Genomic DNA, 15,610 nt, shown 5'->3' with positions numbered 1-15,610 from the left:
TTACTTTAATTACTAGCCCAGCGGTCGTATGCTTCTTGATGGATTTCTACATATTGATCGACATTCATACTCTCAATCGTTGACACATATGCATCCCAATTAGATAACGGCTCTACTCCTGTAATAAACTTAGCCTCCATCTGTTCTACATAAGACATTAAATCTACCTCAATACCATTAACGATTTCCTGCTCTTCATCTGTCAAATAAGTTAATGGATATGGTGTTTCGGCATAGGCATCTACTTTCTCTTGTGTTTCCGCCTCAATAAACAGATCAAAATCTGATCTTGGAGAACCTTCTACCAAGTCAACCAGCATCGGAACAGGGATTCCATAAGCTGGAGTCAGAGAGCCGCGATAGTCCTCACTGCTGTCGAATTCTTCTGGAATATCTAAGAATTCACGCTCTCCGTCCTCTCCCATTTCCCATAGATAACCTTCTGGGCCTTGATCAAAGAAATCTCTTCCCTCCTGTGAATACAGGTAATCTACCCATCTAATCGAAGCTTCTGGATGTTCATTATTATTAGTAATAGCAAAGGCGCCACGATTGATACCTGGATTACCAGGCAAAACGATTTCTGGTGAGATATCACTTGTTAAGGGCTGAAACATTGGATTATTAATTGCTTCTTCTTCCGGTTGCCCTGTTGTAAAGAAGGAAAACCAATCTGGGAATAACCCTAATCGATCTTCTTGCCCTTTTGCCTTCTTCTGTTCATCTGAGTGAGAGAATGTTTCGGGATCAAGCAAGTTTTCATCATATAACTGATGCATATAGGTTAAGTACTCCAAGTAATTATCACTAGTCGGAGCATAACGCACTTCATCTCCAACTGCCTCAATTCCCCATGCTTTCATGCCAAATGCCGCCAAAAACCAAGCTCTTGAACTATTCATTTTGACATCAATTAATGGAATCTCATCTGCCTCTCCATTTCCATTAGGATCTTCATCACGGAAACGGACCAACAGCTCATATAATTCATCAGTGGTTTGTGGCAATTCTTCCACCCCAAGGGTTTCTAGCCATTCACCATTATACCAAAGCGGACCAGCTGGCCATGCAGATGTTGGATGTTGATTAATAACTGGCAAGGCATAGATATGGCCATCATTGGTTGTAATGGATTTTCTGATTTCAGGATTCTCCTCCATCAAAGCCTTAAAATTAGGCGCATATTCATCAATTAAATCCTCCAACGGAAGCAAAACCCCCTGCCGTCCATAGTCTACTTCCATGGCAGGCGTCAAATTATCCGAACCTGCTGCAAAAATAATATCTGGTGTATCCCCACTGGCAAAGGCGAGGTTCAAACGTGTCTGAAAATCACTCATAGGTGGTGTAATGTATTCAAAATCTATATTGGTTTGTTCTGCATATTCTTGTAAAGTGGGCATATCCTTCCATTCTGCAATTCCAGTACCTGGCGCCATTAAAGACAAGGTAATTTGCTCATCCACAATCGGAAAACCTTCTTTATTCACTTCCTCGGCAGAACTGGAAGCCGCCTCACCATTTTCAGTTTCGGTATCAGCTTTATTACTGCATGCAGCTAGTATGCCAATTAATAAGTAAATAACTAACAAATAGATCGATTTACGTTTCATCTTCATTACCCCTTTCACTGATTTGTTCATTCTTCTAAACACCGTATTACGTCAACGCAAAGCCGTTCTCCCTTTTCTTCAATAGGTTACCCAACTAAGCCGCTGATAAAATACCTATTCCTTTATAACATTAGTTAACGCTTTCTTTTATTGTTATGAACATGTCTTGTATCCGTGATAATACAAGTCATTTTACTGCTTACCTAGTTACTAGCCCAACGGTCATACGCTTCTTGGTGAATCTCTACAAAACGCTCTAGGTTCATTTTTTCAATCGTTTCTACATAATTATCCCAATTAGAAAGCGGTTCCACTCCTGTAATAAACTTCGCCTCCATTTGTCTTACATAAGACTCTAGATCAACCTCAATCGTATTTAATTCATCTTGCTCGTCTTTCGTGAAGTATACTAATGGATAAGCTACTTGACCATACGGTGCAATTTTCTCATTTGTTTCTGATTCAATAAATTTATCAAAATCGCTTTCCTCTACTCCCTCAATTGGGTAAGTAATCGTTGGCGCAGCAATACCATAATCTGGTGTAACCGTTGCACGCCAGTCTTCTGCACTATCAAATTCGGCAGGTGTATCTAAATTGACCCTGTTACCATCCTCATCATATTCCCACATAACACCTTCAGGCCCCATATTTAAGAAGGCTCTTCCTTCAGGACTGTAGAAATAATCAATCCATCTTATTGTCGCTTCTGGATGCTCATTGTTGCTTGTGATAGAGAATGTTCCTCTGCTAAGACCTGGGCTCATTGGCATTAATGGTTCTTCTGACCATTCACTTGTGAGCGGATGGAACATTGGATTATTGACAGATTCTTCTGTTTCCTGACCAGTTGTAAAGAAGGAGAACCAGTCTGGGAAGACACCTAGTCTATTCTCCTGACCTTTAGCTTTTTTCTGCTCATCTGTATGTGAGAAGGTTTCTGGATCTAATAGCTGTTCTTCATACAGCTTGTTCATAAATTCTAAATAAGCCTTGTAGTTCTCTGTAACCGGAGTATAACGTACCTCTCCATCTACTTCTTCGATGCCCCAATCTTTCAAACCAAATCCAGCTAACAGCCAAGGACGAGTACTATCCATTTCGACATCGATTAATGGAACCTCATCTGCCTCCCCATTGCCATTTGGATCTTCATCACGAAAACGAACCAGCAGATCATAGAATTCATCTACCGTTTTCGGTAATTCTTCCACACCCAATTCTTCTAACCATGTACCGTTATACCACATCGGACCTCTTATCCAAAGAGCAGAAGAGCCACCTTCCGCAATACGTGGTAAGGAATAGATATGCCCATCTACAGTGGTGATAGATTTGGCAATATCAGGATTTTCATCTAATATTGCTTGAATATTCGGTGCATATTCTGCAATTAAATCTTCTAAAGGAATTAATACCCCTTGCTGTCCATAATCAACTTCCATACCAGCGGTCAAACTATCAGAACCAGCAGCATAGATTACATCCGCAATATCTCCACTTGCAAAGGCCAAGTTTAATTTGGTTTGAAAATCACTAAGCGGTGGTGTATCATAGGTGAAATTGATATTGGTCATCTCAGAGTACTCTATTAGTGTCTCCATATTCTCCCAATCTTCTTGTCCTGTACCAGGTGCAATCATCGATAAAGTGATCTCCTCATCTACAATTGGAAAACCTTCTTTATTTACTTCTTCTGCATTTTCAGAAGAAGCCTCTTCATTAGATGTATCATCTGACGAGGAAGAATCACTTCCATTACAAGCAGCTAACACTATAGCTATTAAAATCATTAATACAAACATTAATTTCTTTTTCATCTTGCACCCCCCCTTTTTGACTAAGTTTAGTAACAAAGAGTTTCTAAATTATGTTTATGTTGTTTATCCTCACCTCCACACAACTTCAAAAATTATGACAAACCATACTCTTGTTCAATGACTAGCATTTGTTATAATTTGTCTTTTAACATGCTTAAGCATATTTATGCTAGCAATGTAACTGCTTACAAATATACCTTTAGTCATAAACCGCTTTCAATATGTATTTCTCACAATAAATTGTCACAAAAATTGAATGTCATAAGATAAAAACCTTAATCCATAGTTGTTTTTTATCATATTGAATATGTAAAACTTATAATATATGTGAAATTTGACAAAGCACTGATACCGCGGATAACGCCTTGTTTTAATCAAGCAGAAAAAAGATTATGTCCTTTCTTTTAGCCAAGATAGATGTCCACTACAAGAAGTTACTTGCCACAGATGTGGCTTCAGCTTATGCTATTCCCTTGTCTGGCCACAAGCATCCAAAACTGGATAGAGATTCACATGATCTGAAGAGCATGCCCCTCGACAGACTAATGCACTAGTACGTTCTGCGCGCCGAAAACCAAAACGACCAGTCGCAGCTATTATCGTCATACTCTCCATACCCCTGCCTAAATAGCTCCTAATGGCTAGTTTTTGATATACTTTCCTGTAAAATAAAAAGAACTGCCAAAATTTTAAAAACTCTAGCAGTTCTCTCCTATTACTACATATAAGTTTGTCTGTATTTACCGGGTGTCATACCTACTTCATTCTTGAATTTTCGTGTGAAATTGGCTACATCTTTATAACCTACATCTAATACAATGGCTTTTATAGGCTTCTCGGTGGAGGTAAGTTGTTTCTTGACTTCTTCCATCCGTAAATGCTGTACATACTGTTTAAACGTATAGCCTGTCTGTTCCTTGATAAACCGACTCACATAAGAGGCAGATAAACGGAATTCCATTGCTATCTTTTCTAATGATAAATCATATAACATAAAATTTTTGTTCAAATAGTCCGTAATACTGTTCTTTAGCTTTTCATTATGACTTTTCTTATTCTCATTCACTTCTTTACACGCTTGGGCTACCAAGTCATTTAAACGTTCATGCAATTGTTCTTGTGAACGAAAATCAAAAATCTGTTCGTAGGTTTGCTGTGATGGTTGAACACCTATTTCTGTAATTGTCTTAATTACTGTATTGATGACATCAAAACAAATTGCCCGCAGAAAAGATACAGATAATTCGTTGGATCGTAACTGGATAAAGATAGCAGCCAATGTCTCCTGGGCAACCTCTTTATCTCCTTGTTTGATACTCTGCACAACTTTTAACAGATCCTCACGCGGATAACCTACATCAAATTCTTTCTCTTTAATATCTTCAAAATAAATACTGCTGCCTTGGCTGTAGAAATACTTATGCTCTAAAGCTGCCAGTGCCTCGATATAAGAACGGTTAATCATCGTTTTATTGTCATAGATTTTGCCGATTCCAATCATCGGTTTCATCTCAAATAGGTTGCTTATATCTTCTTTGATTTGTTTGACAAAGTTTTTGCGAATCTGTTCTGCTGCATCCTTGTCTCCATTAAATTTCACAACAAGTGCGATCGCATCCATATTTAATAAATCAATACCATATGCTGTTACATCTTTAAGAGATACGTCTGTAAATAACTCATACAAAGTCTCACGTTCAATAATTCTCTCTGTTGATAATTGTTGTTTATCAAGGGTAATAATCATTGAACAGTAGTAATCTCCATTAAGATCCAGATATAAGGTTTCATTATAACTGTCAATTTCCTCTTCACTGCTGAAATCCCCTTTGATAATGTTGGTGAGGAATTGATCTTTTGCAAAAGATTGATGTTTATAAACGGTTTCACTTAACATTTCATGATCCTCAAACACCGAGGTCACCGTTCTTTTAATCGTTTCTAGCTCATTAATACCTTTTGCTTCCAATGTCCTATTTTGGCTAATGGAATTGAATAATGAACGAATCGGTTGATACTGCCTTTTGGCAAGCCATAACGTAAGCAGACTGCCTACAATAAACAGACTGATACAGATCAATACCATGATCAAAATCGTATTCGTTAACCGTTCAAAAAACTGAGATGTTTTCATCATAATGACAAACTTCCAGCCAGTCTGTTCTGATTCTATGGCTGCCACGGAGTAATTCTCACCATCTTGCTTCACACTGGTCACTTGACCATAAGCTGCATCTTCCAAAGTAATACTGTTTCGATCGATTGCTTCATCAACAATGGATGAAGCAATCACTTGATTCTGTTCTGATATAATAAAGCCATTTCCTTGTGCATCATTTAAGGTATTATTGATTAAATCATTCATGGTCCGTTCCCGAATCAAATAAACAATTGTACCATAGCTGTTATGGCTGTCTGATGACATGGGAACAAAATAATTAATATACCGAAAACTATCTCTTTTTCCAGCACCTTGTTCTGCTACCATCGTTAAGGGCACATTGTCTTCTACGGCCTGTAAAACGGTGTCTTCATCCCAATTATATTTATCAAAGGCCGTGGACAAAGAATAAGCACCATTAGAAGAATAAATGCGATCAGAACCATGATAATAAACCATGATCTCTTCAATAATGGAACTATTCGCCCGATACTTCTTCAATTCGTTGATAGCCTCCGAACTATAATATTCATGACTCATCATATATGGAGTTAATCTCGGGTCATATGCAATTCTGTTTGCTATCATGTCTAGTTCATTAATTCTTTCATCCGTGATAGTCGCTACTTGTTCTAGCTTGCCAATATTCGACTGTTCAATCTCTTCTTTTAAATCAGAAACCGAATTCAAATAAATGATCGAACACATAACGACAAAAGGCACTAGAAACACGATAAAATATGAAATAATATATTGGATAAATAATTTTGATCTTATCAACGAGGTCCCTCCCAGCATCCACTTTGTTGGTTATTTTTCTTCTGTACTGTCCTCTTGTAATGCTGCGCTCTTCTCCTCAATAACTGCACATGCCCGATAGGAAAACCATAAAATTGGATAAAGTGTTAACGGCACTCCCATAAATATTATTAACACAGGCAAGAAATTATACAGATAATACAATGGTAGCAAGGCCACTAACATGGCCAGTGATTCAAACGGTCGGATCAAGGCAATCAGAAAAGTTTGCTTAAAATACTGGAGGAATCGCAACTCATACCGATTATATATAATTAAGAAATGGAACACTAGAATTGTATAAAAAACGATAACCAACACAATAAAGGCATGAAAATAAAAAGATTGAATAAAGTCTCTGGAAATAACGTAATCAGCATAAAAAAACAAACCTAACGCTACCCAAATCAATCCTAAACCATTACCCTGTATAAATGCTTTCTTATAAGTACTCCAGAACTCTTTAAAAATTGGGATATCGGTACCATTTTTAAACCATTTATGTATTACTGCAGCTGTTGCCAATGTAGCCGGAACAACACCTAATACTCCAAGACCAATTGCTGTAAACAAATACCACAGCACTTGTAGATACATGATATTAAACAGCCATGTACCGAATTGATAAAAAAATTTCATTATTCCATTCATTTAGGACCCTCGCTATCTTGTTGTCTAACTTTTATTATATAATAAATTAATCGCTTACGAAAGAGGGAGTAATGTATTCGCAACCTGTTCTCTATTGTAACACTATTATTTTTCTATCACACCTGTGAAACCAATTTCTACCCACTAATTATACAAAAACGCTGGCTCCGTGCTTGCGCGTGGTTCATTTACACGCTGTTTTTGGAAAGGACAAACTTCCAGCTGTTACTGAAAAATTATTTATCCTCTAACCCTAGTATGTGCGCTTACTCCATTTGCGTTTAAGTTAACTCATCTTATTTTGCCCCAGTTCTTAAAAAATCCAGTTGCACACACATATTCATAAATCATGGCCATTTTTATTTCGTAACCATCTGTTCATCTTCTGTTCATAAACAAGTCATATTCTTATTAGTGAAGCTAGAAATTGGAGGAATCAATATGAACTTAGGATGGAAGGAAATAAAAAGAAATAAAATAAGATTTGTTATTCTCGGATCAATTGTTTTTCTAGTCAGTCTATTAACATTCATGATATCTGGCTTGGCAAATGGCCTATCTCAGGATAATGCCGCTTTAATTAAAAATCTCCCTGATGGAACATTATATCTGGAAGCAGAAGCAGAGGGTAATTATAGTTTTTCCAGTATTGACAGTGAATTTCAGGAGGATCTCTTAGCCATGTCTGACGAGGTTACTGCTTTTTCAATTCAGATGGGATTTGTAGATGACCAAGATGATAAACAACACAGTGTTGCTTTCGTGACGTCAACCGCTTCTGATGATTTTGCCCATGCCGATCATGGCGAAGTGATACTAGACCAAAGTTTAAAGGAAGATGGCATTGCCGTGGGTGATATCCTGACAAACCAGCAATTTGATGGGGAACTGGAAGTAGTTGGATTTGTGGAGGAAAGTAAATTCAGTCATGCTCCTGTTGCTTATATCAACATACAAGACTATCAGGACATGTATCGCACAGAATCGCTGCAGATCCTATACACTCCAGAAGAACAAGCAGCTATAAATACGGAACACTTACAGGCCTATTCTCCAGCAGAATTCCTGAATACGATCCCTAGCTATCAGGCAGAGCAATTGTCGTTAAATATGATTATCTGGTTCCTGGTTGTTATCAGCGGAATGTTATTCGGTATTTTTTTCTACATGATGAATGTACAAAAAATCGGACTATACGGTATTTTAAAAGCCGTCGGAGTAAAAACAAGTGCCCTTTTTAAAATGATCTGGCTGCAAATGCTGCTGATTACTATTATTGCCCTGGCATTTTCGATTAGTCTCAGTCATTTATTTAACCTGTTTGCCCCAGCTGGAATGCCATTCCATTTAACTGCCATTACCACTATTCAGCTGTCTGTTATCTTTTTGATAATTGGCTTTGCAGGGGCAACGATTTCCGGTTTCCAAATTAAAAAGGCAGAACCATTACAGGCAATCCAACAAGGAGAGAGTTAATATGACTATTTTAACCTTAGAAAATATCCACAAAACATTTAAAAACGGTGATGTAGAAGAAGAAATATTAAAAGGCATCAGCTTGTCATTGAAGCAAGGAGAAATAACAGCATTAACCGGGGCCTCAGGCTCTGGAAAAAGCACCCTGCTAACTATTGCTGCTGGACTCCAGCCGCCGACAAGCGGACATATTTATTTCGAGTCACATGATCTAGCCGAATTAAAACCAGACCAAATACGCCATATTCGTGCGAGTCAGTTTGGCTTTGTTTTTCAATTTGCCCATCTTGTACCTTTTTTAACGGTGGAGGAGCAGCTGATTTTCATGCTTGATGTTTCTGACTCTAAGCAAAATAAACAACAGCGGGCAGCAGAAATCAAGCGACTGCTGGAGCTTGTAGATATGGAACACCGCCGAACTGCTTATCCTGCCTCTTTATCCGGGGGTGAAAAACAACGAATTGCTATCGCACGAGCAATGGTTCATCAACCCACCATCTTATTTGCCGATGAACCTACGGCTAGTCTTGATTCCAAACGGTCAAAAGAAGTAATGACATTAATGCGTAACCTGACCAAAGAACTAGGAATTACTACATTAATGGTAACTCATGATCAGGATACGATGGCCTATGCTGATCATATGATCGAAATGAAAGATGGCTGTTTATCGCAGCCTGTGTGATAGGTGTATTGCAATTATGTTATCTTTTTTGGTATGTTAGAAGCAAATTAACCAAATATAGGAGCCATTAAATCATGACAAATATTCTTATTGCAGATGATGATCAGCATATGCTGAAGTTTGTAGAACACCATTTGGCTGCACAGGGTTACTCAGTGTACCAGGCGCAAGATGGTATACAAGCCCTGGCTGTGTTAAAAAAATACCCTTGTGAATTAGCCGTTGTTGATGTAATGATGCCGTTTATGGACGGTTACGAGTTAACTAAAGAAATTCGCCGCCGCTATGATATTCCAATTATATTATTGACTGCCAAAGCGGAAATCGAGGATAAAGAACAAGGCTTTTTTGCTGGAACAGACGATTATTTGGTTAAACCCTTTGAGCCAAAAGAATTAATTTACCGCATCAAGGCTTTGCTAAGACGCTATGCTCCAGCAAATGACGAATCTTTTATTCAAATAGGGCAGACAAAGATGGATAAGAAAAGCTATGAGGTACAGATTCATCATCAAACACTTCTTCTTCCTTTAAAAGAATTTGAATTGTTGTTCCTATTGATGTCTCACCCGCTTCAGGTATTTTCCAGGGAGCAATTAATCGAACAAATCTGGGGATTAGCTTATCAAGGGGATGACCGAACAGTTGATGTGCATATCAAACGGTTACGGGAAAGATTTCGCGGCTTATCGGATGACTTTCAAATTAAAACAGTGCGAGGTGTAGGCTACTTACTGGAGGAAAAACAGCCATGAAATCCCTCTATATTAAATATGTCGTCATGACGATTGGCATTATGATGATCAGCAGTATTATAGCCTTTTTGCTTTGTAATATTTATTACCATCAGGCATTAAAGCCGGATAATGATCAAAAAAACACAGAAATTGCTCAGTCTATCGCTGCTTATATCAAGCAAAATCCTGATCTTCAGCTGAATGACTATTTAGAGAATATCTCTCAAGTGGGGTATCAGTTATATCTTGTTGACAGTAATGGCGAGGATACCTTATACGGCGCTCCATTTCGTGACACAGCTTTGCCAGATACAACAAAAGCGTTTGTATTAGCCGGATCTACTTACCATGGAATAGCTGAATTTCCTAATCAAACGTTTGTGACTGGTTTTTTTGCTAATGAACTACAAAATACAATTGGTGTACCTATCAGCTATCAAGGGGAAGATTATGCCTTATTTATCAGACCAGATATTAAGCTGCTATTTAATGAAATGCATTTTCTGTTTGCTTGGTTACTGCTGTTAACAATTACTTTAAGCATAATTATGGTAATTTTCAGTACGAAGTACTTAGTCAAACCGATCGGCAGACTAACCAAGGCCACCAAAGAATTAGCTGACGGTCAATTCGATGTGGAACTCCATACCAAGCGTCAGGATGAATTAGGTAAATTGACGAATAGTTTTGCTATGATGGCCGCCAAATTAGAACAAGCCGATGCGATGCGAAAAGAATTTATTTCAAATATCTCTCATGATATCCAATCGCCTTTATCCAATATAAAAGGTTATACCAATCTGCTGGAAGACGACTCATTGGACAAGCTAGAGCGAAATGAATATATCACAATTATTAATGGTGAAATCACGCGGCTCTCTTCTTTAACCCGTCAATTACTATTACTGGCTTCTTTAGATCATGATCAAGATATTCTAAAAGAAAAACGATATAGTGTAAGTGAGCAGTTAAAAGAGCTGATTCGGCATTATCAATGGCTGATTCAGGAAAAAAATATTATGCTGAGCTATTCGATTCCTGATATAGATATCGTCGGCGATCCTTCCTTACTGAACACGGTTTGGGATAACCTGTTATCCAATGCCATCAAATATAACAAACCCAATGGCAGTATCATCATTCAAGCTGAAAAAACAGCCAGCACAATCATTATCAGATTTGAAGATCAAGGAATTGGAATGTCACCAGAGGAAATGGAAAGAATTTTTGACCGGTTCTATCGAGCAGATATGGCTCGTACCCGAACAATAGAAGGTTCAGGGCTTGGGCTGGCCATTGCTGCAAATGTGGTTAAGCTGCATAACGGCAAGCTTAACGTTACTAGTAAACCTAATGTTGGAACGGTCTTTACTGTGACACTTCCTAACTCAAGCAAAGCAGAACACACATAGTCATCTCTGTTTATTGATTGTAAAGCAGGACTATCACTTTCCAAACGTTGTAACATCAAACCTTAGCGGAGGCGACCGTTTCGACTCCGGAGGGATTCGCATGATCTGAAGATCCACTTTTGTCAAGTGCTCTTCTTGGCAAAAGTTAGCTGAAGAGCATGCCCTCGGAACGCGAAACGGTCAGCCGCAGCGGTGCCTTGCTCTCGATACCTGCCATACGTTGAAATATCTTAACACGAAGTGCGATAGTTGAGCTAATAACAAATAACTTCGCAAATATGGACAGCTTTACAGTATATATTCCATAAGATTTTCCCTTATCCTGCTAATGCCTTATTACATAACTAAGAACTGTTTCTCCGTCTTCCATTTCTCCCGTTTCTTCAAAACCTAAACTTTTATACAAACCATTAGCTGCTTTATTGTGAGGTACATGTGACACTCTAATTTCTTTACAGTCGGACTTAGCCTCAAGTTGTTTTATAACTTCTAAAATAGCTGATTTCCCATAACCATTTCCTTGATAACGCTGATCAATCATAAATCTTAATATCCAATAATACCCGTCATTATACATTTGATTATCGAACAATATAAAGCCAACCATCTGATCATTAGCGTATATGCCATGTGGAACAGTAGTCGGCTCTTTAGTGGCATGGACAAGTGAATTAGAATTTGTTGCAACTAACTCTTCTTGATCTCTTCTGGGCTTTAAATTTACACATTGCTCTTTATTGTGTTTATCAATAGGTATTAAACTAATTAACATTTCCCCCATAGAATCCCTCTCTTACAGCTTTTTTTCAACTACCGTACTTCAAACACAATGATCTCATCCTTTCCCCTGTTTTAACAAAGGAGCAGGTAAATAGAGTGTTTGCTGTGACTCTTTATTCCAATTCCAGTCCAATACAAACTATAGATCCACAGATATCATTACAGCAGGACTACAGTGCCGTGTAACCTCCATCAATCGTAAAAACTGATCCTGTTGCAAAGGAGGAAGCTTCTGAAGCCAAATACAAGGCAATTCCACCCAATTCTTCCGGATTGCCCGGTCTTCCCATCGGTGTCATCTCCATCCATGTATCTGTCATGCCGCCTTGGTCAAAGAACTTCTTCGTTAGTTCTGTTTTCATATATCCTGGTGCAATAGTATTCACACGGATATTGTGTCTGGCCCATTCCATAGCTAAACTCTTTGTCAACATGATCACACCTGCTTTTGACGCATTATAGGAGGCTTGACATTGAGGTGTATTTACAACCAAACCAGACATTGAAGAAATATTAATGATAGAACCCCGCTGCTGCGCTATCATCTGCCTTCCTACTATTTGGGATACAATAAATACTCCGTTCAGGTTAATATTGATTACCTTCTGCCAGTCTGCAAAGGACGTATCTTCTGCCTTCTCGTTTAAGACAATACCGGCATTATTGATCAGAACATCAATACTGCCAAAACGGTCTAGCACTTGATCCACCATCTGCTGTACCTGAGTCTCTTCCGTTACATCTGTTTGGATCGCCAAGGTGTCAATCCCTTCTTGATCACTTAATTGTTTAGCTGTTGCTTGTGCCTTTTCTATATCGATATCGGCTATCACAATATGCGATCCCGCTTGTGCTAATGCCTCGGCCATCGCCTTTCCTAAACCAGCAGCTGCACCCGTTACAATCGATACTTTGTTTGTAAGGTCATACTTCTCGAGAATTTTCATGCGTTTTCCTCCTAATTTGTTTTTCTATCAATTGAGCAAAAATTAACAGAAGTTGGCCAAAAAGTCTAGCAAAAACGCTTTCATTTTTAAAAATTTATCGTCTGTCGGCTGCAAGTTATCTAAATCTGAATGAAACACAGAAGGAAGCAAATCAGCAGTTTGGCTGAAAGAAATGGAAGTGTTCACTGCAGATAAGCCTCCCTGTTTAGACATGGTGAATGTTAACGATGATACATAATACTTCCCCAGAACATATCCCAAACTTCATGCATATGATCTTTAATCTCTTCATCTGAATAAAGACTATTTTCATTATATAACCCTTCGATAAGATAAAAAAAGGTATGAGTGATTTGCGAAGTAGTTAGATCGGTACGAATTTGCTGTTGCTGCTTGCCCATTTCAATCCACTCACTGATAGATGATTTTACAACCTCATCTCCATCCAGTACATAGTTTCTTACCGACTCTTCTAATCCTGCCGGTGGATAAATATAAAACCGATTATAAAAATTCATACCAGCTTTATCTTTCGGAAGCTCCAACGTATAGGCCTGCAGCAATGCATATAATTTCCCTTCAACTGATGTATGTTCTGCATTTTCTAATGCTGATTTAATAAACTTCTCGTATTCTGATGACATTTGATCCAGAACGGCCGAAAATAATGCCTCTTTACTTTCATAATGTGCATATAAAGAAGGTTTCTTGATACCTACTTCTTTCGCAATCATTGCCAAGGTCGTACCTTCATAGCCATGAACAGAAAACAATTCCGCACTGGCCCTTAAAATAATATCTTTTGTTTTCATTGATTTTCTCCTTTGAAAGGTAGTTCAAAAAATCACTAAATGATAAGCAGAAAATCGCTTCGTTAACTTTTTCCGCTATTCACGTATCTAAAAACACATCCTCCGTTACTTGAAACAGAAGACAACTTTTTCTGTGTGTAAGTCCATTTATTCAAAGCTATGGCATCTCATCCTCCTCGCTTCTAATCAGACAGCTTTTCATACGAGAACCTGCACTAAGTAATAGCCATCAGTTCATTTACAAATTGTTTTTGAACGCACACTTTGACTTTTATTTATTATTGATATATAATTCTCACAGTCAACAAAACTAACGGTAGGTAGGTTTATTTTATCTTTTTTCTACAGAGAAGTAAAGACTCTGCTCCGAAGCATTGTTTGTCTATATACAGCTAGATTAATTTATTGTAAAAAAATAGAGGAGAACGAATCATGGAACAACAAACAACCCCTTTAATGCAAAATCGTACATTTGTCTTGCTGCTTGTTGCTGGGATATTTGCCGTCGTTGGCTTTAGTATGTTTCTTACCACTACTACATGGTATGTAGTCACCGATATTGGTTCATCCAGTTCGCTTGGAGTTGTCCTGATTGTGGCAACTGTCCCAAGACTTTTGATGATGATTTATGGCGGCGTAGTTGCCGATAAATATAAAAAAACGACGATTATGTTTGCCACAAACTTAGCCCAAGGTTTCTTGCTGCTAATTATTTATCTATTAGTAGCAAGTGACTGGATGACTTTTACTTTACTGCTTATCATTGCTGGTATCTTCGGGATGCTGGATGCCTTCTTTGGACCTGCCAGTTCATCGATGATCCCAAAAATTGTCCCTAAACATCAGCTGCAGCGGGCCAATGCCTTTTTCCAAGGAGTAGATCAAGTATCTTTTGTAATTGGCCCTATCTTGGCAGGTGTGGTAATGGAATTTTCTGGAGTAGCCAGCAGTTATCTGATTGCGACTATCCTGGTCTTCCTGTCTGCGGTTATTATTTTTCCGCCGTTTATTAAAGAATCAGCAGTGGAAAATGATGTGAAACAAAGTCCATTAAACGATTTTAAAGAAGGTTTATCGTATGTCTTAAAATCAAACTTTCTTTTAGTCGGTTTAATTGTGTTGATCACATTAAACTTCTTTGTGTTTGGGACATTACAAATTGCCATCCCATTATTAGTAGATCTTCACGGTGGCAGTCCATTAAACCTAAGTTATATGGAAGTAAGCTTAGGTGTCGGTATGATTATCGGAACAGGGATACTAGGCACGGTTATGCTTAAACGGAAAGGGCTCGTTTCTATCCTAGGTTTACTTGCTTCGTTAATTATTTTTCTTATCTTTAGCCAAGTGCCTAATTTATTCCTGCTTACTCTGTTAGTCTTTTTTATTGGGCTAGCGATGGCCTTTGTCTTTGTACCGTTCTTCACCGCCGTACAAGAGAATACCGAAAACCGCTTAATGGGCCGGGTAATGAGCATTGTCTTCCTTGCTATGAATGGATTCGATCCTATCTCTTATGGGGTAGTATCCGGGCTTGTGGCTATTAATGTATCGATTCAGATCATCTTGTTAAGCTTTGGTATCGTCGGATTTATTATCGCACTAAGCGTATTTGTAAAAGCACGTGAATTTAAGACAATATAAAAATATCACTGCCCCAAGAGTTTGATGAACCTTGGGGCAGTAATATTTTATGGTGCCTCAGCAGCTGGCTCTCT

At 38.2% G+C, this 15,610-nt stretch carries 14 protein-coding genes; 5 read left to right on the top strand and 9 right to left on the bottom strand.

Features of this window, described 5'->3' with window-relative positions:
* Positions 1-5 precede the first annotated feature (5 nt).
* The 5 genes from JOD18_RS06470 to JOD18_RS06450 all read right to left on the bottom strand — a co-directional run bounded on the left by JOD18_RS06470 (position 6) and on the right by JOD18_RS06450 (position 7,043).
* Entirely contained in the window at positions 6-1,613 is a 1,608-nt protein-coding gene (locus JOD18_RS06470; protein ID WP_204668132.1) for an extracellular solute-binding protein, read from the bottom strand.
* 203 nt (positions 1,614-1,816) lie between these two features.
* On the bottom strand, positions 1,817-3,433 hold the full coding sequence (locus JOD18_RS06465; RefSeq protein ID WP_204668131.1) for an extracellular solute-binding protein: 1,617 nt from the start codon (positions 3,431-3,433) through the stop codon (positions 1,817-1,819).
* A gap of 465 nt (positions 3,434-3,898) precedes the next feature.
* The gene (locus JOD18_RS06460) at positions 3,899-4,039 is read right to left on the bottom strand and encodes a hypothetical protein (RefSeq protein WP_204668130.1); all 141 of its coding nucleotides are present in this window, start codon (positions 4,037-4,039) and stop codon (positions 3,899-3,901) included.
* A gap of 112 nt (positions 4,040-4,151) precedes the next feature.
* Positions 4,152-6,374: a helix-turn-helix domain-containing protein gene (locus tag JOD18_RS06455; RefSeq protein ID WP_204668129.1), complete on the bottom strand. Its 2,223-nt coding sequence runs from the start codon at positions 6,372-6,374 to the stop codon at positions 4,152-4,154.
* A 30-nt stretch (positions 6,375-6,404) separates the two neighbouring features.
* Positions 6,405-7,043, bottom strand: coding sequence for a YesL family protein (locus JOD18_RS06450; RefSeq protein WP_204668128.1), 639 nt, complete (start codon positions 7,041-7,043; stop codon positions 6,405-6,407).
* Between the two features lie 441 nt (positions 7,044-7,484).
* On the opposite strand from JOD18_RS06450, the gene JOD18_RS06445 reads away from it, so the two are divergent.
* The 4 genes from JOD18_RS06445 (at position 7,485) to JOD18_RS06430 (ending at position 11,353) form a co-directional block, all read left to right on the top strand.
* The gene (locus tag JOD18_RS06445; protein WP_204668127.1) at positions 7,485-8,519 is read left to right on the top strand and encodes an ABC transporter permease; all 1,035 of its coding nucleotides are present in this window, start codon (positions 7,485-7,487) and stop codon (positions 8,517-8,519) included.
* A gap of 1 nt (position 8,520) precedes the next feature.
* Complete coding sequence (locus JOD18_RS06440; protein ID WP_204668126.1) at positions 8,521-9,204, top strand: ABC transporter ATP-binding protein; 684 nt, start codon at positions 8,521-8,523, stop codon at positions 9,202-9,204.
* 74 nt (positions 9,205-9,278) lie between these two features.
* Positions 9,279-9,959, top strand: coding sequence for a response regulator transcription factor (locus JOD18_RS06435; protein WP_204668125.1), 681 nt, complete (start codon positions 9,279-9,281; stop codon positions 9,957-9,959).
* Positions 9,956-11,353, top strand: a complete 1,398-nt coding sequence (locus JOD18_RS06430) for a sensor histidine kinase (RefSeq protein WP_204668124.1) — start codon at positions 9,956-9,958, stop codon at positions 11,351-11,353. Before JOD18_RS06435 ends, JOD18_RS06430 begins: the two co-directional genes overlap by 4 nt.
* 325 nt (positions 11,354-11,678) lie before the next feature.
* On the opposite strand, the gene JOD18_RS06425 is transcribed toward JOD18_RS06430, so the two are convergent.
* The 4 genes from JOD18_RS06425 to JOD18_RS06410 all read right to left on the bottom strand — a co-directional run bounded on the left by JOD18_RS06425 (position 11,679) and on the right by JOD18_RS06410 (position 13,892).
* Positions 11,679-12,134 carry a GNAT family N-acetyltransferase gene (locus tag JOD18_RS06425; RefSeq protein ID WP_204668123.1) on the bottom strand — a complete coding sequence of 152 codons (456 nt, stop codon included), beginning with the start codon at positions 12,132-12,134 and terminating at the stop codon, positions 11,679-11,681.
* Positions 12,135-12,303: 169 nt separating this feature from the next.
* Positions 12,304-13,080, bottom strand: coding sequence for an SDR family NAD(P)-dependent oxidoreductase (locus JOD18_RS06420; RefSeq protein WP_204668122.1), 777 nt, complete (start codon positions 13,078-13,080; stop codon positions 12,304-12,306).
* 42 nt (positions 13,081-13,122) lie between these two features.
* The gene (locus JOD18_RS06415) at positions 13,123-13,266 is read right to left on the bottom strand and encodes a hypothetical protein (RefSeq protein WP_204668121.1); all 144 of its coding nucleotides are present in this window, start codon (positions 13,264-13,266) and stop codon (positions 13,123-13,125) included.
* A 35-nt stretch (positions 13,267-13,301) separates the two neighbouring features.
* On the bottom strand, positions 13,302-13,892 hold the full coding sequence (locus JOD18_RS06410; protein WP_204668120.1) for a TetR/AcrR family transcriptional regulator: 591 nt from the start codon (positions 13,890-13,892) through the stop codon (positions 13,302-13,304).
* A 432-nt stretch (positions 13,893-14,324) separates the two neighbouring features.
* On the opposite strand from JOD18_RS06410, the gene JOD18_RS06405 reads away from it, so the two are divergent.
* A complete protein-coding gene (locus tag JOD18_RS06405; RefSeq protein ID WP_204668119.1) occupies positions 14,325-15,536 on the top strand; it encodes an MFS transporter in 1,212 nt (403 codons plus the stop codon).
* The last annotated feature ends 74 nt before the right edge of the window (positions 15,537-15,610 follow it).

Source organism: Gracilibacillus alcaliphilus (assembly GCF_016909015.1).
GTDB lineage: Bacteria > Bacillota > Bacilli > Bacillales > Amphibacillaceae > Gracilibacillus > Gracilibacillus alcaliphilus.
The sequence above is the reverse complement of the archived record's forward strand: the minus strand, read 5'-3'. Positions and strand labels throughout refer to the sequence as shown.